The following is a 19,542-nucleotide window of genomic DNA, read 5'->3' as shown; positions in this document are numbered from 1 at the left end:
TGAGGGGGCTGGTCTCAGTGCGAGATCAGCACCGGCAGCGTCATCCCGCGCAGCACGCTGCGGGTGGCGCCGCCGAGCAGCGTTTCATGCAGGCGGCGGTGGCCATAGCCGCCCATCACCAGCAAGTCGCAACCGCGTTCGGCCGCCGCGCCCAGCAGGGCGGCGCCGGTCTCCAGCGTGGTGAACTCACGCATCACATCCACGCGCACGCCGTGGCGGGCCAGAAACAGCGCCATGTCGGCGCCCGGCTCGCTGCCGTGGCGGGCCTTGTCGTGGTCGGCGTTCAGCACCAGCAGCGTGATGCGTTCGGCCAGCTTCAGCAAGGGTAGCGCGTCGGTGAAGGCGCGCGCCGCCTGGTTGCTGCCGTCCCAGGCCAGCAGCGGATGGCGGAAGGCGCCCGAAGCCGGCGTGTTGCCAACGTTCGGCGCCAACAGCAACGGCCGGCCGCCTTGCAGCAGCAGTTCCGGCGGCAGGGGACGGCTGATGCCGAACTGGATGTCGTCGGGATCGGTCTGGCCCAGCACCAGCAGGTCGGCGTAGCGCGCGTGCTGCAGCAGGCCGCTTTCGGCGTCGTCCTCGTACAAGCTGCTGGACCACTGGTTCACGCCGGCCGCCGTCACGTCGCGTTCGAACGTGGCGAGCGCGGCGCCGGCCTGGTGGCGCAGATGGTCGAGCACATGCGGCGGCAGCGGCCAGGCGCCCAGGCTGTCGTTCCATTCCGCGTAACGCGAAATGCCGGTGAGCGCGACACCCGTCAGGTGCGCGCCGGCGGCCAGGGCGACCCTGGCGGCCAGCGCGTAACGGGCCGCGGCGTGCTGCGACTGGTCGCAGTGCACGACGATGGTCTTGTAGCTCATCGCCGTTCCTTAGTGCGACATCAGCACCGGCAACGTCATCGATGCCAGGATGGTGCGCGTGACGCCGCCCAGCACGGTTTCGCGCCAGCGTTGGTGGCCGTAGGCGCCCATCACCAGCAGGTCGTTGCCGAGGTCGGCCGACAGCGACAGCAGGGCTTCGCCGACGTTCATGCCTTCCGGTTTAGGCTGCTGCAGGACTTCGACCTTGACGCCGTGGCGCGCCAGGAACAGCGCGATATCGGCGCCCGGCTCGGCGCCGTGCACACCGTACTGACGGGTTGGATCGAACACCACCAGCGTCACGCGGGCGCTGCGGCGCAGCAGCGGCAGCGCGTCGGTCACGGCACGGGTGGCGGCGCGGCTGCCGTCCCAGGCGACCAACGCGTGGCGGTCGATGTGCGGGTAGGTGCCGGCGTACGGCACCACCAGCACCGGACGGCCGCCGTTCAACGCCTGGTAGGCCGCCAGGCCGGGGCCCATCAGCAGGCCTTCCTCGCCCGGTTCGCACTGACTGAGCACCACCAGGTCGGCGTAGCGGGCCTGGAACACCAGGCCGTTCTGGGCTTCGTCGTCGCTGATGCGGCGCTCGTAGCGCACGTCGGCCTTGCGGGCCTGGTCTTCGAAGCGTTCCAGCGAGCGCTCGGCGTTCCGGACCAGGTCGTCGAGCTGGTCCTGCGGCACCACGCCACCATACATCATGGCGCTGTTGCGGTAGAACTCACCCGAGATACCGGTGGTGGCCGCGCCGATCAGGTGTGCGTCCTGATCGCGGGCCAGGCGCGCCGCCACGTCGATACGCTCCGGGGCATGCTCCGAGTTGTCAACGTGGACGAGTATGGTTTTGTAGGACATGGCGTTCTCCAGGTCAATTGAAAAACTCAGGCTAACAAACGCCTTCCGTAAAATATATGATCTGGATCAAACGCCCCACAAACGGCGCTACTCGGTGCGCAGGCCGCCGCCTAGCGCCTTGTACAGCGCCACGGCGTTGCCGAATTCGTTGCGGCGCAGTTCCAGCTGGGTTTGCTGGGCGGCGTACAGCAGGCGCTGCGCGTCCAGCAGCTCCAGGCGGCTGTCCTGGCCGGCTTCGTAGCGCAGGCGGGATAGTTCCAAGCGGCGTTCGGCGCTGTGGACCACCCGCGACTGGGCTTCGAGCTGGCGGCCGTAGGTGGCGCTGCCGGCCAGGCCGTCGGCGACCTCGCGGAAGGCGGTCTGCACGGCTTTTTCGTATTCGATCACGGCGGCGGATTTGCGTACTTCGGCCAGCCGCAGTTCGGAGCGCAACCTGCCGTGGTTAAACAGCGGCTGTGTGATCTGCGGCGCGAACGACCAGACGCGGTTGCCGCTGTCGAACATGCCGGACAGCGAAGGGCTTGCGTAGCCGAGGCTGGCCGTCAGCGAGATCTGCGGGAAGAACGCCGCCCGCGCCGCGCCGATGTCGGCGTTGGCCGCCAGCAGCGCCTGCTCGGCCTGGCGGATGTCGGGACGGCGGGTCAGCAGATCGGATGGCAGGCCGGCCGGCAGTTGCACCAGCACCGGCTGCTTGTCCAGCGCCATGCCGGGCGGCAGGCCATCCGGCGCGGGGCCGCCAGCCAGCTGGCCATTCGGCGCGCGTGTACCAGGCGGCAGGCCGTCCGATGTGCGGACGCCGACCGGCAAGCCAATCGGTGCACGTGCCACGGTCAGATCGCCGTCCGGTGCGTGGGCGCCGGTCAGCAGGCCCCCGGATGTGCGCACGCCGGTCAGCAGGTCCAGCGCGTTGCCGGCCAGGGCCACGGCGCGCAGGCGCGCTTCGCGGTCGGCTTGGGCGGTGGCGACCTGGCCTTCGGCTTCGGCGACGTCGAGGCCGCTGCGCTGGCGCGCGGATTTCAGCTGGCGCGCCAGTTCCAGCGAACGCTGCCAGTCGGCCAGTGTGCGTTCGGTGAGCTGCAGCTGTTCCTCGGCCAGGCGCTGGGCAAAGTAGGCGTCGGCCACCGCGCCGACCAGCGAGATCTGCACGGCGCGGCGGTTTTCGTCGCTGGCCATGTAGCGCGCGAACGCCGACTCGGACAGCGCGGCCACGCGGCCAAACACGTCGAGTTCGAAGGCGCTGATGCTCAAACCGGCGGACTTCTGGCTGTCCACCACGCCGGCGGCGCGTTGCTTCACCAGTCCGGCGTTGGCGGTCAGCGTGGGCAGGCGGTTGCTGTCCTGGATGTCGAACTGCGCGCGCACCGATTGCACGTTGAGCAGCGCCAGCCGCAGGTCGCGGTTGTTCTTCAGCGCCAGGTCGATCAGCGCGCGCAGGCGCGGATCGCCGAACATGGTTTGCCAGCCCAGGTCCGCCGCGTTGGCGGCGGGAGAGGCCGGGGCGGCGGCCTCGCCATAGCTGGCCGGCAGCGGCGCCGATGGCTTCTCCAGCACCGGCGTCAGCGAGCAGGCGCCCAGCAGCAGCGCCAGCGTGAGCGAGGCGGGAATACGAATATTGCTCATCATGCTTTCTCCACGATCAGGTCCGCCGCCGGCCTGCGCTTGGCGCCGAACCGTTCAACGAGACCCAAAACAACTACATAAAACACCGGCACGAAGAAGATCGCCAGCAAGGTGGCGCTGACCATGCCGCCGAACACGCCGGTGCCGATGGCGTGCTGGGTCTCCGAGCTGGCGCCGCCGGCCAGCATCAGCGGCAGCACGCCCAGTGCGAAGGCCAGCGAGGTCATCAGGATCGGCCGCAGCCGCAGGCGCGCCGCCTCGATCGCCGATTCCACCAAGCCCTTGCCATCCTGGTGCATCTGCTTGGCGAACTCGATGATCAGGATCGCGTTCTTGGACGACAGGCCAATCACAGTGATCATGCCGACTTTGAAGAACACATCGTTCGGCATGCCGCGTATCATCACGGCGGCCACGCAGCCGATCAGGCCCAGCGGAACCACCAGCATCACCGACAGCGGAATCGCCCAGCTCTCATACAGCGCGGCCAGCACCAGGAACACCACCAGCATCGACAGCGCCATCAACATCGGCGCCTGCGCCGACGACTGCTTCTCCTGCAGCGAGATGCCGCTCCACTCGACCGCGAAGCCGGGCGGCAGCTGGCGCGCCAGCCGTTCCATCTCCGCCATGGCCTCGCCGCTGGACGTGCCGGGCGCCGCGCTGCCGCTGATGCGCGCGGCCGGATAGCCCTGGTAGCGCACCATCTGCAGCGGCATGTCGCGCCACACCGGCGTGACCACCTCGCTCAGGCGCACCATGCCGCCAGCCGCGTTACGCACATGCAGGCGCAGCACGTCGTCCAGCTGCATGCGGGCGCCGGCATCGGCCTGGATGATCACCTGTTGCATGCGGCCCCGGTTGGGGAAGTCGTTCACGTACTGCGAACCCATCGCGGCCGACAGCGTATCGCTGATGCTGGTGAAGGCCACGCCCAGCGCCTCCGCCTTCTGGCGGTCGATATCGAGCTGGATGCTGGTGCCGTCGGGCAAGCCCTCCGGATAGGCGCCCATGATCAGCGGGCTTTTGGCGGCCAGCTCCAGCAGCTTGCCCTGCGCGGCCTTGAGCGCGGCGTCGCCCTGGTTGGCGCGGTCCTGCAGCCGCAACGAGAAGCCCGACGAGTTGCCGAGATCGTCGATGGCGGGTGGCATCACGCTCATCACCATGCCCTCGGCGGTCTGCGACATGACCGCCTGGGCCAGCGCCACCTCCTGCTGCACGGTGGCGCCGTCGCGCTTGTCCCAGTCCTTCAGCATGGTGAAAGCGATGGCTGCGTTCGGGCCGCTGCCGGTAAAGCTCCAGCCAAGTATCGACTGGTTGTTGGCGATGCCGTTGCGTGTCACCAGATGGTCCTCGAACTTCTTGACGATGTCGAGCGTGCGTTCGGTGCTGGCGTCGGACGGCAGCTGGATCGAGGTGATGAAGTAACCCTGGTCTTCCTCCGGCAGGAAGGAGGCCGGCAGCACGCGGAAGGCGAACGCCAGCAGGCCGACCAGCACGGCGAACACCAGCATCACGCGGCCCGAGCGCTTGATCACACGAGCCACGCCGCTTTCATAGCGCTGGTTCATGCGCTCGAACTGGCGGTTGAACCACCCGAAGAAGCCGGTCTTTTCGTGATGGCCGGGATCGACCGGCTTGAGCAGCGTGGCGCACAGGGCCGGCGTGAGCGTCAGCGCCAGGAAGGCGGAGAACAGGATGGAGACCGCCATCGACAGCGTGAACTGGCGATAGATCGCGCCCACCGAGCCGGTGGCCAGCGCCATCGGGATGAACACCGCCGTCAGCACCAGCGTGATGCCGATGACGGCGCCGGTGATCTCGCGCATCGCCTTCGAGGTGGCGGCCTTGGGCGACAAGCCCTCGGTGGCCATCAGCCGCTCGACGTTCTCGACCACCACGATGGCGTCGTCAACGATGATGCCGATCGCCAGCACCATGCCGAACATGGTCAGCACGTTGACCGAGAAGCCCAGCAACAGCATGATGGCGAAGGTGCCCAGCAGCGCGATCGGCGCGACGATGGCCGGGATCAGCGTGTAGCGTATCTTTTGCAGGAACAGGTACATGACCAGGAACACCAGCACCATCGCCTCCAGCAGCGTGTGCACCACTTTTTCGATGGAGATCTTGACGAAGGGCGCCGTGTCGAACGGCACCGAGTAGGTGATCCCGGCCGGCAGCGTCTTGCTCAGTTCATGCATGCGCTCGCGCACGGCCTGCGCCGTCTTGACCGCGTTGGCGCCCGGCGACAGCTGCACGGCGGCGCCGGTGGCGGCGCGGCCGTTCTCGCGGGTGGCGCTGGCGTAGTTCTGCGCGCCCAGCTCGACGCGGGCGACGTCGCCCATGACGACCTTGGAGCCGTCCAGGTTGGCGCGCAGGACGATGGCGGCGAATTCCTCCGGCGTCTGCAATTGTCCCTGCACGGTCAGCGGGATCGATACGCGCTGGCCCGCCAGGGCCGGCGTGTCGCCGACGCGGCCGGGGGCGATCTGCGCGTTCTGCTGCGCCACCGCCGTGCTCAAATCGCTCATGGTCAGTTTGTACGAGACCAGCTTGTTGGGATCGACCCAGATCCGCATGGCCTTCTCGGCGCCGAACAGCTGCACGCGGCCCACGCCCGGAATGCGGCGCAGTTCCTCGACCACGTTGCGGGCCATGTAGTCGGCCAGTTCGATCTCGTCGTACTTGCCGTTGCTGGCGCTCAGGCCGACGATCATCAGGAAGCCGGAACCGGCCGACTCGACCGACAGGCCGTTCTGGCGCACCGCCTGCGGCAGGCGCGGCTCGACCGACTTGAGGCGGTTCTGCACGTCCACCTGCGCCAGCTCGGGATTGGTGCCGGGCTTGAAGGTGGCGGTGATCTGCGCCGAGCCGGAGGTGTCGGCCGAGGATTCGAAGTACAGCAGGTTCTTCACGCTGGACAGCTCGCGTTCGATCTGGCTGACCACGGCGTCGTTCATGGTCTGCGGCGTGGCGCCGGGATAGCTGGCGGAGATGTTGACGCTGGGCGGCGCGACGGACGGATAGCGCTCCACCGGCAATTGCGGGATGGCGATCAGTCCGAACAACACGATGAAGATGGCGATCACCCAGCCGAACACCGGGCGGTCGATGAAAAATTGTGGCATGACGTAGTCCTTGCAGTATTAGCGGTGCGCCGGCGCGCCGGCCATGGCGGTGGCGGTGTCGCGCTTCCATGGCGTGATGTCCAGCTTGGCGTCGGGCTGGATGCGGTCCAGTCCTTCGACGGCGATGCGTTCGCCGGGCTTCAGGCCTTTGGTGACGAGGTAGTTGTGGCCGACCAGGCCGCCCAGCTTGACCTCGCGCAGCGTGGCCTTGTTGCCGGCGTCCAGCACCCAGACGCGGGTTACGCCGGCGTGCAGCACGGCTTGCTGCGGCACCAGGATGCCGTCGGCGTCGGCCATGCGGGCGATGCGCGCGCGCACGAACATGCCAGGCAGCAGCTGGCGGTCCGGGTTGGGGACCAGTATGCGCAGCACCATGTCGCCGGTGCCGGCGTCGACGTTGATGCCGGAGAACAGGATGCGCGCCTCCAGGCCGTAATCGTTGCCGCTGCCGTCGAGGATGTGGGCCTTGGGTGGATGGGCGGCGTCGCCGCGCAGCGTGCGCAGCATCGAGGCGGGCTGGCGCACGTCCACGTACACCTGGTCGATCTGCTGGATGCGCGCCATCGGCGTGGCGTCGGTCTGGGCCACCAGCGCGCCCTCGGTCACCAGCTCCTCGCCGATGCGGCCGGAGATCGGCGCCGTCACGGTCGCGTAGCCAAGGTCGAGCCGGCGGCGCGCCAGCGTGGCCTTGGCCTGCGCCACCTCGGCCTGGGCCTGGTCGCGCTGGGAGACGGCGTCGTCATAGGTCTGCTGGCTGACGGCGTCGGCCAGCACCAGCGGGCGGATGCGCTCGGCCTGGATCCTGGCGCGCACCAGCGCGGCCTCGGCGCGTTGCAGCGCGGCGGCGGCGGTGTCGGCCTCGGCCTGGAAGGGCGCGGTGTGGATCTGGAACAGCGGGGCGCCGGCCTTGACCTCGGCGCCTTGCTCGAACAGGCGACGCTGGATGATGCCGCCCACCTGCGGCCGGATCTCCGCCGTGCGGAAGGCGGTGACGCGGCCGGGCAGGTCCTCGGCCAGTTCGACCGGCCCGGCGCTGACCGTCAGGGCCGACACTTTCGCCGGCGGCGGCGTCTCTTCGGGGGGCGTCTGGTAGCAGCCGGCCAGGGTCAGAAGGGTGAGCCCGGACAGCAGCGCCGGCAGGGCCTTGAGGTTGAAGTGCTTGATGTGCATAACTAGTCGTCCAAAGTGTTTTCCCTCCGTGAGGGAATGCAGGACTTAAGACTTTAACCACCCAACGTGGCCTATCTATTGAGGAAATATGGAGATATGATGGAGATCGTTACTTTTTTTCAAGCCATTCATGTCCAGTTCAGCCGGAACCCCGCTGGTGCTCATCGCCGAAGACGAATCCGAAATCGCTCAAATCCTGCAAGCCTACCTGGCCCGCGACGGCCTGCGCACCGTGCACGCGGCGGACGGCCGCATCGCGCTTGACCTGCACCTGTCGCTAAAGCCGGACCTGGTGCTGCTGGATGTGCAGATGCCGCGCGTGGACGGCTGGAAGGTGCTGGCCGAACTGCGCCTGCGCGGCGATACGCCGGTGATCATGCTGACCGCGCACGACCAGGACATCGACAAGCTGATGGGCCTGCGCATCGGCGCCGACGACTACGTGGTCAAGCCCTTCAACCCGGCCGAGGTGGCCGCGCGCGTGGGCGCCGTGCTGCGCCGCGCCGCCGCGCGCAGCATCGGCCCGGCCGCCGGTGTGCTGCGTTGCGGCCAGCTTGAGATCGACCTGGAAACCTACCAGGCCAGCGCCGAGGTGAACGGCCAGCGCGCGCCGCTGAACCTGACGCTGACCGAGTTCCGCCTGCTGACCCACATGGCGCGCGCGCCCAAGCGGGTGTTCACGCGCGGCGAGTTGCTGGTAGCCTGCCTGCCCGAGGGCAACGCGCTGGAGCGCACGGTGGACAGCCACGTCAGCAAGCTGCGCAAAAAGCTGGAGGACAGCGGCCTGACCGGCGTGCTGACCAGCCTGCGCGGCGTCGGTTACCGGCTGGAGGACGCGGAATGATACGCGGTCCCGGCCTGAACCGGCAGATCACGCTGGCTATGCTGGCCGTGTCGCTGGGCATGACCCTGGTCGTGCTGCTGGGCTCCTACGTGTTCTACGCGCTGGTGATCGCGTACCGGCCGGACCTGCTATCCGGCCCGACCGACATGATCCCCACCAGCACCGAATGGATCTGGATGGCGTCCGTGACGATGCTCGCGCTGGTGTTCGCGATCTGGGCCTCGGCGCGGCTGGCGCGGCGCATCCTGGCGCCGCTGAACTCGGTGGCCGACAGCGTGCGCCGTGTGGCGCATGGCGACCTGGCCGCGCGCGCCGTGGCCGGCGACCGTTCGCTGGGCGAGACCGCCTTGCTGGTGGACGACTTCAACGCCATGGCGGAACGCCTGCAGCGCATGGAACGCGAGATGGTGACGTGGAACGCGGCCATCGCCCACGAGCTGCGCACGCCGGTGACGATCCTGCGCGGTCGCCTGCAGGGCCTGGCCGAGGGCGTGTTCGAGCCGGATGAAAAACAGTTTCGCGGCCTGCTGCATCAGGTGGAAGGCCTGTCGCGCCTGATCGACGATTTGCGCATGCTGAGCATGTTCGACAGCGGCCACCTGAAGCTGGAGCTGGCCGACTGCGACCTGGCCGGCGCCATCCGCGACGTGGCGCACCTGCTCGCGCCGCAGATGGAGGCGGCCGGCTATCAGCTGGCGCTGGACCTGGCGGAAGGGCGCATCTGCTGCGACGGCGCGCGCATGCGACAAATCCTGCTGGCCTTGCTCGACAACGCGGGACGCTACGCCGATCCCGGCGTCATTCACATCCGCACGCGGGTGCTGGGCGCGCAGTACCTGCTGCAGGTGGAGGATGCTGGCCCCGGCATCGATGAGGATCTGGAAGGCAAGCTGTTCCTGGCTTTCCACCGGGGCGAGCATGCGCGCGCTGGCGCCGTGGGCGGCAGCGGGCTGGGGCTGGCGGTGGTGCGCGCCATCGCCGAGGCGCACGGTGGCGTGGCCTCGTACCGGCGCGGCGACGCCGGCGGGGCGATGTTCGAGATCGCGTGGCCGATGCCGATTCCCGGCCCGGCCGTCAGTTGAAGGACGTCAGGCGGCCTGGCCGTGGAAGGCCTTGTTGGCGATCTTCCAGCCTTCCGCGGTCTTGAGCAGCACGAAGTAGTCGACGAAGGTCATCGCGCCGTGCTCCAGCGTGATGCGGGCGCAGGCGGCATTGCCGTGGACCTCGATCCAGTCGGTTGTGCGGCGGCGCTGCGCCTCGTCGGCGGCCGGCGTGCGCTTGAAGCGTTCGCAATACACATCCAGCGGCCATGACGTGAACACGCCTTCGCGCATCGATTCGATGTGGGCGGTCGGCAGGAAGGCCTTGCGCATGAGGTCGGCATCGTCCCGGGCGTGGCCCTGGAAGTAGTTTTGTATCGGTTCCAGCACCGCCAGTTGTTCGGCGTTGAAGCGCGCGTTGTCCATAGGAGTCTCCAGGTTGAGAGCGCATCCTACGTGAGGACGGCGCGGCTGTGGCCATGCCGCGCCGATAGCCGCTATACGCTGGCGGCGATATCGCCTGCGCTTGTGGTCTTGCACGCGCCGCGGCGGCGGGCGGCCAAGCCCAGCAAGCCCAGCCCCGCCGACAGCATCAGCCACGTGGCGGGCTCGGGCACCGCAGCCGCCAGGTCCAGCCGCAGCGCGCGGCAGACGCCGGCCCTGCAGCCGTTGGCGGCGATCTGCTGATGGTCGTTGATGTCGTGGGCATCGTTGATACGCCAGCCGGTGGCCGGATCGATCAGCGTGTTCAGATCCAGCATCACGCCGCCGCTGTAGAGAAAACCGCTGCTGCCGCCGTCGCCCGCGATGTTGGAGACGCCCACCACCTGGTCCGCATTGTTGATGCCGGAGGCGAAGCTGTAGGTGCCGCCCAGCGTGCCGAGGTCGTGCATGGCGCCGTTGGCGTACAGGAAGGCGTGGTCGGCCGCGTCGTCGGTGACGGCCGCGTAGCCGACGGCGTGGCCGGCGTCGTTCAGGCCCCAGGCGGAGCTGTTCGTGCCGCCGAAGGTGCCCAGGTCCCGCAGCGCCGCGCCCTCGTACAGGAAGGCGTGGACTGCGTGGAAAGCGATGGCGTCGCTGATGGCCGCGTTGCCGGCCACCTGGCCGTGGACGTTGATGTCGAACGCGTTGCTGATTTCGCCGCCGAGCGTGCCGAGGTCGCGCATGCTGCCGCCGGAATACAGGAAGGCATGCCAGAGGCTATCTGCGTTGGCGGCCGAGCCGACGATCTGGCCGGCGTTGTTGATGCGCCTGGCCTCGGCTTCGGTGCCGCCCAGCGTGCCGAGGTCGCGCATGGCGCCGTTGGTGTAGAGGAAGGCGCGCCGCAGCTCGTCCGCGTTGGTGCTGCCGCCGACCAACTGCCCATAGGCATTGACGCCGTTCGCCGTGCTGCTGGCGCCGCCCAGTGTGCCCAGGCGTGTGATGATGCCGTCTTGGAACAGCGCCGCCTGCGGCACGCCGGACGGATTGTATTCAGCGCCGGCCACCAGGCCGTGGCTGTTGATGGCGTAGGCGCTGCTGTCGCTGCCGCCGAGGTCGACAACGTTGTAGCGCGGCGCTGCCTGGGCGCTGGCAACGGCCAGCGTCAGCAGCGTCAGAAGCAGAAGGGGGATCAAGCGTGACATGGCGTATGCTCCGGTGGGTGGATCGGTCCAGCCGTTCAAGACTAGATGATCGATCCGCACCGGCCATGTGCTGCATCAATCGTGCGCGCTCAGGGCTTGCGGAACACCGACGGCGCCACCGGTTGCACGGCGTCGCTGATGTCGTTCAGGCTTTCCGAGCGGCCAATGCAAAACAGTCCACCCGGGCGCAGCAGCGACAGCACGCGCGCCACCACCTGCCGCTTGGTTTCCGGGCTGAAGTAAATCATCACGTTGCGCAGGAAGACGGCGTCGAACGTCCCCAATGACGGCAGGGCCTGGTTCAAATTGACCTGGGCGAAGCGCACCCGCTCGCGCAACGCGGCCGCGACCAGCAGCGTGCCCTGTTGCTCGCCATGGCCCTTGAGGCAGTAGCGGCGCAGGTACTCCGGCGGCGTGTGGCGCGCGCGCTCGTCGGGATAGTGCGCGGCCTGCGCCCGTCGCAGCACTTGGGTGCTGATGTCCGTGGCGACGATTTCCCAGGGCCGCCGGCCGAGGGCGTCGTCCAGCACCATCGCCATGCTGTACGCCTCCTCGCCGGACGAGCAGGCGGCGCTCCACACCCGGTACGGCCGGCCCGGCTCGCTCGTCTTGAGCGCGTGCGCGCGTAGCGCGTCGAAGTGCACCGTCTCGCGGAAGAAATAGGTCTCGTTGGTGGTCAGCAAATCGACCGCGGTCTGCACCTCCTGCGGCGCGCTGCCGCTGGTGAGCAGGCGGAAGTAGGCGCCATAGCTGCCGAGACCATGCTGCTGCAGGCGCTTGGCCAGCCGCCCGCTGACCAGCGCCTTCTTGCCGTCGGACATGCTGATGCCGGCCGCCGCAAAGATGAAGCGCTGGAACTGGCCGAACTCCTGGTCGGTGATGTCGATGCCGCTCATCGGTATCCCTCACGCGGCCAGCGCGGCCGGCGCCGGCCAGCCTTCGCCGAGCGCGTCCAGGTCGGCGTTCGACAGCACGCGCTCGACGTCGAGCAGGATCACGAAGCGGCCGTTGACCTTGCCCATGCCGGCGATGAAGTCGGTGCGGATGCGGGCGCCGAAGGAAGGCGCCGGTTCGATCTCGGCGCGGGCGATCTCCAGCACCGCGTTGACGGCGTCGACCACCACGCCGACATCGCGCCGCTCGCCGTCCAGCTCCATCTCGACGATGACGATGCAGGTACGCTTGCCGACTTCGCTCGACGGCTGGCCGAAGCGCGCCGACAGGTCCATCACCGGCACCACCGCGCCACGCAGGTTGATGACGCCGCGTATCGCGGCCGGCATCATCGGCACCACGGTCACGCCCTGGTACTCGATGATTTCCTTGATCGCCAGGATGCCGATGGCGAACACCTCGCCGCCGAGCATGAAGGTCAGGTATTGGGTGCGGTCATTGGCCGCCTGGAGGGCGTTCGCCTCGATGCGCGCGTTCATGGCCGCCTCCTCAGAACTTGCCGAACATGGCTTCATCGACCTCGCCGGCCGCCGCCAGCGCCAGGTTGCCCGTGCCGAGACGGCCACCGGCCTGGCGTGCCGCGCGTGCCGCCGCAGCCTTGCGGATCGGCACCGCCGGCGCGCGCGTGACGGCGTCCAGGCGGAAGAACGACATGGTCTGTTGCAGTTGCTCGGCCTGGCTGCTCATTTCCTCGGCCGTGGCCGCCAGTTCCTCCGAGCTGGAGGCGTTTTGCTGGGTGGTCTGGCTCAGCTGGCCCACCGCCGAATTGATCTGGCTGACGCCGCTCGATTGCTCCGACGAGGCGGCCGTGATTTCCTGCACCAGGTCGGACGTTTTGCGGATATTGGGCACCATCTCGTCGAGCAGGCTGCCGGCTTGTTCGGCCAGCTTGACGCTGCTGGTGGCCACCTCGCCGATTTCCTGCGCGGCCACCTGGCTGCGCTCGGCCAGCTTGCGCACCTCGGCCGCCACCACCGCGAAGCCCTTGCCGTGCTCGCCGGCGCGGGCCGCCTCGATGGCCGCGTTCAGCGCCAGCAGATTGGTCTGGTAGGCGATGTCGTCGATGATGCCGATCTTGCTGGCGATCTGGCGCATGGCCAGCACGGTGGACTTGACCGCCTGGCCGCCCTCGGTCGCTTCGCGCGCCGCCTTGCTGGCCATGCCGTCAGTGACGCGGGCGTTCTCGGTGTTTTGCGAGATCGAGGCGGTCATCTGCTCGATCGAGGCGCTGGTCTGCTCGACGCCGGCTGCCTGTTCGCTGGACGCCTGCGACAGCGACTGCGCGGTGGCGCTGACTTCCTCGGACGCGCTGGCCAGCGACTGGGCGCCGTTGTTGACCTCGGCCACCACCTGCGACAGCTTCTCGATCATCTTCTGCATCGATTGCAGCAGGCGGCCGGTTTCATCCTTGGCGGTGCTTTCCAGCTTGATGGTCAGGTCGCCCTGGGCCAGGCGCTCGGCCGCGTCGACCGCCTTCGACAGCGGCTTGGTGACGCTGCGGCTGATAACGAAGCCGAGGAAGATGCCCAGCACAACGCCGAAGCCGATGGCGCCCAGCATGATGGTGCGGCTGTTTTCATACATGGCCGTGGTGGCATCCGACGCCTCCTTGGCGTTCTCTTCCTTGATCTTGGTGAGGTCGGTCATCCAGTCGTCCAGCAACTCGGCTTTCTCGCCGGCGCTGCGCATGGTCAGGTTGAGCTGGTCGCTGCGTTGGCCCAGCGGCTCGTTGGCCACCAGCGTCAGTATGTGCGCGGTCTCCTTTTCATATTCCTCCCAGACCTTGTTGTACTTGGCCAGGATTTCCTTGGCGCGCGGCCGATAGAACAGCGGACGGGCCTTCTCCATGTTCTCCTTGACCATGGCCAGGCTCTTGGTGGTCAGCGTCACGTACTTCTGGCGCTCCTCCGCAGTGGCGGCCAGCAGCGCGTTGGAGCGGGCACGGCCGACGTAGATCAGGTCGATGTTGGCTTCCTTGATGTAGGAAATCCCCAGCAGTTCGCTGGTGTACATCCTGTCTGCCAGGTCGTTGATCTTGCCGGCGTTGGAGATGCCGATCACGCCGACCACGGCGCTGATGGCGGCAACGAGGATGAAGCCGGCAATGAGCCGGACGCCGATTTTTACGTTTGAGAACATGGTGCTTTCCTCCAGGGTGAACGTCAGTTAGTGCATGAAAATTGGGTGGGGGCCGTCGGCGCGGAGGCCGTGGCTTGGCGGATCAGGGCGGGCACGTCCAGGATCAGCGCGACTTCGCCGGTGCCCAGGATGGTCGAACCGCTGAGGCGGTCGGCCCGCTGGAACATCTTGTCCAGCGGCTTGATCACGGTCTGGAACTCGCCGTGCAGGGCGTCGACCACCAGGCCGGCCTTGACGCCGCCCTGGCGCACCACGACGATGCTCTGGCGCCGCGCGACCGCGCCGTCCAGCGCGAACACGTCGCGCAGGCGGACGAAAGGCAGCACCTCGCCGCGCAGGTCGGTGTAATGGTGGCCGGGCGCTGCGCTGTATTCGATGCATTCCTCGATCATCTCAAGCGGCACCACGAAGGGCGCCTTGCCAACGCTGACCAGGAAGCCGTCGATCATCGCCAGCGTCAGCGGCAGGCGCACGCTGACGGCGGTGCCGACGCCCTCGGTGCTGGTGAGCGCGACGCTGCCGCGCAGCGCGACGATGTTGCGCTTGACCACGTCCATGCCGACGCCGCGCCCGGACAGGTTGGTGACCTGCTCGGCGGTGGAGAAGCCGGGCTCGAACACCAGGTTGTAGATCTCGGCGTCGCTCAGGTTCTGGCCCGGCTCGATCAGGCCGCGCGCCTCGGCCTTGGCGAGGATCTTCTCGCGCCGCAGGCCGCCGCCGTCGTCGCTGACTTCAATCACGATGTTGCCGGCGTCATGGTAGGCGTGCAGCCGGACCGTGCCCTGCGCGGGCTTGCCGCGCTCCAACCGCAGCGCGGCCGCCTCGATGCCGTGGTCGATGGCGTTGCGCACCAGGTGGGTCAGCGGGTCGCCCAGTTTCTCCACCACGGTTTTGTCGAGCTCGGTATCCTCGCCGCTGAGCTGGAGCCGGATGTCCTTGCCGATCTCGCGCGCGACGTCGTGCACCACGCGCTGGAAGCGGCCGAAGGTGGCGCCGATGCGCACCATGCGCAGCTGCAGCGCGCGGTCGCGCACCTGCTCGACCAGTTCCGAGACGGCGGAGGCGCTTTCCTGCAGCGCGGCGTCGCCGGCGCGGCGGGCCGTCAGGCTGGCGCCGGCGGATGCGATGATCAGCTCGCCGACCAGGTTGATCAGTTGATCCAGTTTCTCGGCGTCGACCCGGACCGTCTGGGTTTCCTGGCCCTTGCCGCGCAGCTGCTGTTGCTGCGCCAGCGCGGCCTCGACCACGACCGGCGGCACCACGCCCTGCGCCACCATGATGCTGCCGAGCGGCTGCGGCGTGGCGGCTGCAGCCTGCGCGGCCAGCGCCTCGGCCAGCTCCTGCGCCGTCACGCTGCCGCAGCGCACCAGGATTTCGCCCAGGCGCGGGGCCTGCTCGGGCAGCTCGGCGATCAGACGCAGATAGTCGGCCACGCGGCTGTGCGGCGGCAGGATGCGAATCTGCGCGTCCTCGCGCACGAAGTCGAACACGTCCTCGATCGCGGCCTTGTCGGCGGTGCTGTCGAAGGAGACTTCGAAGCCGAGGTAGCACAGGTGCGGGTCCATGGCGTCGGCCGGCGGCAAGGCGTCGGCCAGCGTTTCCAGCCCGACGATGGTGCCGAGTTGGCCGAGGTAGCGCAGGAAGGACAGCGGGTCCATGCCGTTCTTGAACACCTCGCTGCCGAAGCGCAGCGACAGGTGCCAGTAGTTGTTGGCGCCCGCGTCGGCCGCGATGGCCGCGACGGCGGTCTCGGCGCCCTGGGCCGGCTCGGCGGCGGCCAGCGCCCCCGGCAGGTGGCGCTGCAGACGCTCGAGCAGGGCGCTGCCGGTGGCGGTGCTGGCGGCGTTGGGTTCGTACTGGCCGGCGGCCGTCGTGTCGATCAAGGCGCGTATATGGTCGGCGCACGACAGCAGCAGCGTTACCAGCGGCTCGGCGACGGGCACGGTGCCTTCGCGCACGCGGTCGAGCACGCTTTCGACGACGTGGGTGAAGCCGACAATATGGTCCAGGCCGAACAGGCCGGCGGAGCCCTTGATGGTGTGGGCGGCGCGGAACACCGCGTTGACCGTGTCTTCCTGCGGCGCGGCCAGCGCGAACTGCAGCAGCGCGCTTTCCATGGCGTCGAGCAGCTCGCGGCTTTCGGCGATGAAGGTGGGCAGTGCCTGGTCAAGAAACATGGCCAGCCTCCGCGCCGTGGACTTCCGGGGACACCCGCAGCAGCGCCAGCGTCGTCTGCACCGCCGAGCTGCTGTCCACCAGCAGCAGCGAGTGGCCGCGCGCCAGCGCCGCCTGCCGCGCCAGCAGCAGGATCTGCACGCCGGCGGTGTCCAGCTCGCTCACGGCGGACAGGTCCAGCTCAAGGCAGGGCGCTTGCGCCACGGCCGTCAGCACCATCTCCTTGAGCTCGGCGGCCCGATAGATGCTGAACTCGCCTTCGATCTGCAGACGATGCGCGCTCATCGCGGCACCAGCCTGTGCGCGGCGGCGCGCGCCGCGATCGCGGCCGGCCGAATGGATGTGGTCATGTGACTTGCCCCCCGAATAGATTGCATACCGTGACGGCCAACCAAGGCCTGCGCCGCTGGGCGCATTGCGATGACTGACTTCGATCGGCGGGGGGTAGGGCCGGTTTACTTACTACTTATTTTTACTGCTTCTTTGCTGCTTGCTATCTTCCCTGAATGACGCCGGCTCCGCCGACGGCCAGCACTTCGGCCGCGATGGCGTTGACCTTGCGCCGCTGCGCACGCGCCTGGCCACGCAGGATGTCGAACGCCTGCTCGCGCTCCAGGCCATGGCGTTCCATCAGCACGCCGATGGCCAGGTTGGTGTCGCGCGCGTCGGACAGCGCTTGCGACAACACCGCTTGTTTTTCCCGCAGCGCGGCAAGTTCCGCCGACCGGGCCAGGCCCACTTCGATGGCGGGGATGATCTGTGCGACGCCTAGCGGCTTGACCAGGTACGCGACGGCCGCATGGGCGCTGGCGGCGCGCACCACGTCCGGGCCGTCGTGCGAGGACAGGAACATGAATGGCAGCTCGCCCAGTTCGCGCAGGCGCGCCGCCAGTTCGATGCCGGACATGCCGGGCATCGTAATGTCGATGATCGCGAAGTCGGGCCGCCAGTCGGCCACCCGCTCCAGTGCCGCCGGCGCGCAATCGGCCTGCGTGGTCTGGTAGCCCAGGCGCTGTAGTCCGCCGGCAATGGCCATGCGTGTGACGTCGTCGTCGTCGACCACCAGGATGCGTGCCGGTTGACGCTGCGGCGCCACAGCCACCGTTGGCGCTGGCCGGGCCACATGGCGCACCGGTGCCACGCCGGCCGATCGTGGTGGGTGCGATGGCACGCCGGATTTATCAGCGCGCCGGGAGGTGACGTCGGTCGGATGCATGGTGTTCCTTGTTTAAACTGGGATGCTGCTTTTGTTCGTCCAATTCGGCACGATGGCCGCACTTCACCCGGCAACGACGGGTCGCCTCAGGCTGGGATGGACAGGGTGGCCGCGGAGGGAGGGCGGCCGGAGGTGGGACTCAATCGGTATCTGGCGCTGGCGGAGGGTTGGGCCGGCGCGGACCAAGGGCTCGATGCCGGCGGTGGTTTGCCGGAGCCTGGCTCGGTCATGCAATCGTGTTCCCGGCAGCTTGCCGCGCCTCCATCGCTGTTGAGCGTCTGTGATGCGTCGGCCTGCTGCCTGACAAGTATGATTGACGATTGCTTGCCCAAAGTCAATTTATTTTGCTGCGCACCATAGCCTGCATTAATGCAAGCTGCGGCGAAAAAGCCACAGGCGCGCAGCAGCTTTGAGATGCATCAATCGCAGGCGTCGCCGATGGCGGCCAGGCGCCAGGTTCCCTTGCCATAGCGCAGCGTGCGGCGGTTGATGCAGGCTTCGTTGGGTTGATATTGCAGGTTGATCTCGGCGTCTGAGATGTCCAGTTCGGCGTCGACGCTTGCCTCGTTGGTGAGCAGCGAGTCAATCAGCGTGGCGTCCACCTTGAGGATGGAAACCTGCTCCTTGCCGTCCGTGTCGAAGGTGCTGTCCTTGATTTTGGGCGGCATGTGGCGGCGCAGATAGGCGACGTTGACCGGCGTCTTGGCGCCGCACATCAGCAGCTCGGCCAGGTGCCAGGCGTCGTCGGCTGCGGGAACTTTGAGCAGTTGTGCGCGCATGGCGGACTTGTTTTTCATTGAACAGGCGTTGGCCGGCGGCGTGCGGTCGGGGTCCGCCTGGACCGCGTTCATGGAAAATATGGCGAAGAAGGCAACGGCCAAAAGGGGTGGTTTCATTGTTTGATCCGGCTTTCTGGTTTAACGGTGGCTTCTTTTTTCAGGACCGATTCGACGGTGAGGTCCTTGCTCTTGGCGTAGAACTTCTGGCCCACCGGCTTGAGCAGGTAGAACGGGCCGTCGGGGTAGGCGGGATCGTCGGCGGTCAGCTTGTACCAGCTGGCATTGATGCCGGCGGGCGATTCGCTGACCGCCGCCTCGATCAGATACACGTCGCCGCCGCGCGCGGCCACGAAGGCGTCGACCATGGTGGTTTCGCCGTGGGAGACGTTGTACCAGGTCTCCTCCTGATCGTCCTGCGATTTGACGATGGGGACGTGGATCCAGTCCGCGCCTGGCTTGCTTTCAAAGTAGAAGGTCATGCTGCGTTTGTAGCGCAGCACATCGCTGACGGTGCCGGCCACCATCACCAGCTTGCCTTTGAGTGCGGGCCATTGGTGCAGGCCTTGTTGGCTGGAGGCGACATCGGCATGGGCGGCCGGCGCCAATGCCAGCGTGAGGGCGAGTGTGCAAGATGCGAGGAGTGTTTTCATTTCAGACCGTTTGTCAATTCCGACAAGGCGAGATACAGCAGCAAGCGGCGGTCTTCGCCACAAACGAATCCCTGCACCGGGCTGCCGGACTTTTTCAATGTCGTGGTGTAGGGGTGGCAGTCACCCAGGGTGGACAGATCCGCCGTCGTATTCTTATGCTCCGCCAGCAAGTGGCGAAACGGCCCGCTCAGCCACGGGCGCGCGGCTTCCGGAGCGATGAAGGAGGTGCCGACGGTTTCCTTCTGTGATGCGAACCAGGCACCGTCGGCAGGCTGCAGCTCGGCGATCAGGGTGGTGAAATCGGTAGGGCCGGGCACGCCTCCGGTGTATTCCGGGGTGCCGAAAACCTCCCAGCGGGCAGAGGCTGCCGGTATTTGAACATTGATCACTTCACGCAGTGCTGACAGGTTGTCCGATACGCTGGGTGCGTGGTCTTCCATGGAGCAGCCTTGCAACAGCAGCGTGCCAGCCGTAAGGCCGATCATCAAGG

The 19,542-nt window shown here is 67.6% G+C and carries 18 protein-coding genes; 2 read left to right on the top strand and 16 right to left on the bottom strand.

Going from position 1 to position 19,542, the window contains the following annotated elements; translation table 11 throughout:
- Positions 1 to 14: 14 nt before the first annotated feature.
- The 5 genes from ACUJB0_RS02895 to ACUJB0_RS02875 all read right to left on the bottom strand — a co-directional run bounded on the left by ACUJB0_RS02895 (position 15) and on the right by ACUJB0_RS02875 (position 7,630).
- The gene (locus tag ACUJB0_RS02895; protein WP_444843904.1) at positions 15 to 857 is read right to left on the bottom strand and encodes a universal stress protein; all 843 of its coding nucleotides are present in this window, start codon (positions 855 to 857) and stop codon (positions 15 to 17) included.
- A gap of 9 nt (positions 858 to 866) precedes the next feature.
- Positions 867 to 1,709: a universal stress protein gene (locus tag ACUJB0_RS02890; RefSeq protein ID WP_444843903.1), complete on the bottom strand. Its 843-nt coding sequence runs from the start codon at positions 1,707 to 1,709 to the stop codon at positions 867 to 869.
- Positions 1,710 to 1,796: 87 nt separating this feature from the next.
- Entirely contained in the window at positions 1,797 to 3,332 is a 1,536-nt protein-coding gene (locus ACUJB0_RS02885) for an efflux transporter outer membrane subunit (RefSeq protein WP_444843902.1), read from the bottom strand.
- Positions 3,329 to 6,460 (bottom strand): multidrug efflux RND transporter permease subunit, encoded by a 3,132-nt coding sequence (locus ACUJB0_RS02880; RefSeq protein WP_444843901.1) that lies wholly within the window; start codon positions 6,458 to 6,460, stop codon positions 3,329 to 3,331. Before ACUJB0_RS02880 ends, ACUJB0_RS02885 begins: the two co-directional genes overlap by 4 nt.
- A gap of 18 nt (positions 6,461 to 6,478) precedes the next feature.
- Entirely contained in the window at positions 6,479 to 7,630 is a 1,152-nt protein-coding gene (locus ACUJB0_RS02875) for an efflux RND transporter periplasmic adaptor subunit (RefSeq protein WP_444843900.1), read from the bottom strand.
- Positions 7,631 to 7,760: 130 nt separating this feature from the next.
- On the opposite strand from ACUJB0_RS02875, the gene ACUJB0_RS02870 reads away from it, so the two are divergent.
- Together ACUJB0_RS02870 and ACUJB0_RS02865 are read left to right on the top strand one after the other, a co-directional pair.
- On the top strand, positions 7,761 to 8,474 hold the full coding sequence (locus tag ACUJB0_RS02870; RefSeq protein WP_444843899.1) for a response regulator: 714 nt from the start codon (positions 7,761 to 7,763) through the stop codon (positions 8,472 to 8,474).
- Entirely contained in the window at positions 8,474 to 9,556 is a 1,083-nt protein-coding gene (locus ACUJB0_RS02865; protein WP_444844224.1) for an ATP-binding protein, read from the top strand. Before ACUJB0_RS02870 ends, ACUJB0_RS02865 begins: the two co-directional genes overlap by 1 nt.
- 6 nt (positions 9,557 to 9,562) lie before the next feature.
- On the opposite strand, the gene ACUJB0_RS02860 is transcribed toward ACUJB0_RS02865, so the two are convergent.
- From ACUJB0_RS02860 to ACUJB0_RS02810, 11 genes are all read right to left on the bottom strand, one after another.
- Positions 9,563 to 9,940, bottom strand: coding sequence for a nuclear transport factor 2 family protein (locus tag ACUJB0_RS02860; RefSeq protein ID WP_444843898.1), 378 nt, complete (start codon positions 9,938 to 9,940; stop codon positions 9,563 to 9,565).
- Between the two features lie 71 nt (positions 9,941 to 10,011).
- Positions 10,012 to 11,139: a PEPxxWA-CTERM sorting domain-containing protein gene (locus ACUJB0_RS02855; protein ID WP_444843897.1), complete on the bottom strand. Its 1,128-nt coding sequence runs from the start codon at positions 11,137 to 11,139 to the stop codon at positions 10,012 to 10,014.
- 89 nt (positions 11,140 to 11,228) lie between these two features.
- A complete protein-coding gene (locus ACUJB0_RS02850) occupies positions 11,229 to 12,035 on the bottom strand; it encodes a CheR family methyltransferase (RefSeq protein ID WP_444843896.1) in 807 nt (268 codons plus the stop codon).
- A 9-nt stretch (positions 12,036 to 12,044) separates the two neighbouring features.
- Positions 12,045 to 12,572: a chemotaxis protein CheW gene (locus tag ACUJB0_RS02845; RefSeq protein ID WP_444843895.1), complete on the bottom strand. Its 528-nt coding sequence runs from the start codon at positions 12,570 to 12,572 to the stop codon at positions 12,045 to 12,047.
- 10 nt (positions 12,573 to 12,582) lie between these two features.
- Entirely contained in the window at positions 12,583 to 14,232 is a 1,650-nt protein-coding gene (locus tag ACUJB0_RS02840; protein WP_444843894.1) for a methyl-accepting chemotaxis protein, read from the bottom strand.
- Between the two features lie 23 nt (positions 14,233 to 14,255).
- Complete coding sequence (locus ACUJB0_RS02835; RefSeq protein WP_444843893.1) at positions 14,256 to 16,409, bottom strand: chemotaxis protein CheA; 2,154 nt, start codon at positions 16,407 to 16,409, stop codon at positions 14,256 to 14,258.
- Positions 16,399 to 16,692, bottom strand: a complete 294-nt coding sequence (locus ACUJB0_RS02830; RefSeq protein WP_444843892.1) for an STAS domain-containing protein — start codon at positions 16,690 to 16,692, stop codon at positions 16,399 to 16,401. Before ACUJB0_RS02830 ends, ACUJB0_RS02835 begins: the two co-directional genes overlap by 11 nt.
- Positions 16,693 to 16,900: 208 nt before the next feature.
- Complete coding sequence (locus tag ACUJB0_RS02825; protein ID WP_444843891.1) at positions 16,901 to 17,623, bottom strand: ANTAR domain-containing response regulator; 723 nt, start codon at positions 17,621 to 17,623, stop codon at positions 16,901 to 16,903.
- Positions 17,624 to 18,042: 419 nt separating this feature from the next.
- Positions 18,043 to 18,519, bottom strand: coding sequence for a hypothetical protein (locus ACUJB0_RS02820; RefSeq protein WP_444843890.1), 477 nt, complete (start codon positions 18,517 to 18,519; stop codon positions 18,043 to 18,045).
- On the bottom strand, positions 18,516 to 19,052 hold the full coding sequence (locus tag ACUJB0_RS02815; protein ID WP_444843889.1) for a hypothetical protein: 537 nt from the start codon (positions 19,050 to 19,052) through the stop codon (positions 18,516 to 18,518). Before ACUJB0_RS02815 ends, ACUJB0_RS02820 begins: the two co-directional genes overlap by 4 nt.
- Complete coding sequence (locus tag ACUJB0_RS02810; RefSeq protein WP_444843888.1) at positions 19,049 to 19,537, bottom strand: hypothetical protein; 489 nt, start codon at positions 19,535 to 19,537, stop codon at positions 19,049 to 19,051. The genes ACUJB0_RS02815 and ACUJB0_RS02810 overlap by 4 nt, the downstream gene beginning before the upstream one ends.
- Positions 19,538 to 19,542 lie beyond the last annotated feature (5 nt).

The sequence above is a fragment of the Duganella caerulea genome (genome assembly GCF_040362985.1).
In the GTDB taxonomy this organism is placed as follows: Bacteria; Pseudomonadota; Gammaproteobacteria; order Burkholderiales; family Burkholderiaceae_D; genus Rugamonas; species Rugamonas vulcania.
The sequence above is the reverse complement of the archived record's forward strand: the minus strand, read 5'-3'. Positions and strand labels throughout refer to the sequence as shown.

Excerpts from the sequence above, each read along its gene's own strand:
- ACUJB0_RS02895 (WP_444843904.1), bottom strand. The coding sequence starts at position 857 with ATGAGCTACAAGACCATCGTCGTGCACTGCGACCAGTCGCAGCACGCC.
- ACUJB0_RS02890 (WP_444843903.1), bottom strand. The coding sequence starts at position 1,709 with ATGTCCTACAAAACCATACTCGTCCACGTTGACAACTCGGAGCATGCC.
- ACUJB0_RS02885 (WP_444843902.1), bottom strand. The coding sequence starts at position 3,332 with ATGATGAGCAATATTCGTATTCCCGCCTCGCTCACGCTGGCGCTGCTG.
- ACUJB0_RS02880 (WP_444843901.1), bottom strand. The coding sequence starts at position 6,460 with ATGCCACAATTTTTCATCGACCGCCCGGTGTTCGGCTGGGTGATCGCC.
- ACUJB0_RS02875 (WP_444843900.1), bottom strand. The coding sequence starts at position 7,630 with ATGCACATCAAGCACTTCAACCTCAAGGCCCTGCCGGCGCTGCTGTCC.
- ACUJB0_RS02870 (WP_444843899.1), top strand. The coding sequence starts at position 7,761 with ATGTCCAGTTCAGCCGGAACCCCGCTGGTGCTCATCGCCGAAGACGAA.
- ACUJB0_RS02860 (WP_444843898.1), bottom strand. The coding sequence starts at position 9,940 with ATGGACAACGCGCGCTTCAACGCCGAACAACTGGCGGTGCTGGAACCG.
- ACUJB0_RS02855 (WP_444843897.1), bottom strand. The coding sequence starts at position 11,139 with ATGTCACGCTTGATCCCCCTTCTGCTTCTGACGCTGCTGACGCTGGCC.
- ACUJB0_RS02850 (WP_444843896.1), bottom strand. The coding sequence starts at position 12,035 with ATGAGCGGCATCGACATCACCGACCAGGAGTTCGGCCAGTTCCAGCGC.
- ACUJB0_RS02845 (WP_444843895.1), bottom strand. The coding sequence starts at position 12,572 with ATGAACGCGCGCATCGAGGCGAACGCCCTCCAGGCGGCCAATGACCGC.
- ACUJB0_RS02840 (WP_444843894.1), bottom strand. The coding sequence starts at position 14,232 with ATGTTCTCAAACGTAAAAATCGGCGTCCGGCTCATTGCCGGCTTCATC.
- ACUJB0_RS02835 (WP_444843893.1), bottom strand. The coding sequence starts at position 16,409 with ATGTTTCTTGACCAGGCACTGCCCACCTTCATCGCCGAAAGCCGCGAG.
- ACUJB0_RS02830 (WP_444843892.1), bottom strand. The coding sequence starts at position 16,692 with ATGAGCGCGCATCGTCTGCAGATCGAAGGCGAGTTCAGCATCTATCGG.
- ACUJB0_RS02825 (WP_444843891.1), bottom strand. The coding sequence starts at position 17,623 with ATGCATCCGACCGACGTCACCTCCCGGCGCGCTGATAAATCCGGCGTG.
- ACUJB0_RS02820 (WP_444843890.1), bottom strand. The coding sequence starts at position 18,519 with ATGAAACCACCCCTTTTGGCCGTTGCCTTCTTCGCCATATTTTCCATG.
- ACUJB0_RS02815 (WP_444843889.1), bottom strand. The coding sequence starts at position 19,052 with ATGAAAACACTCCTCGCATCTTGCACACTCGCCCTCACGCTGGCATTG.
- ACUJB0_RS02810 (WP_444843888.1), bottom strand. The coding sequence starts at position 19,537 with ATGATCGGCCTTACGGCTGGCACGCTGCTGTTGCAAGGCTGCTCCATG.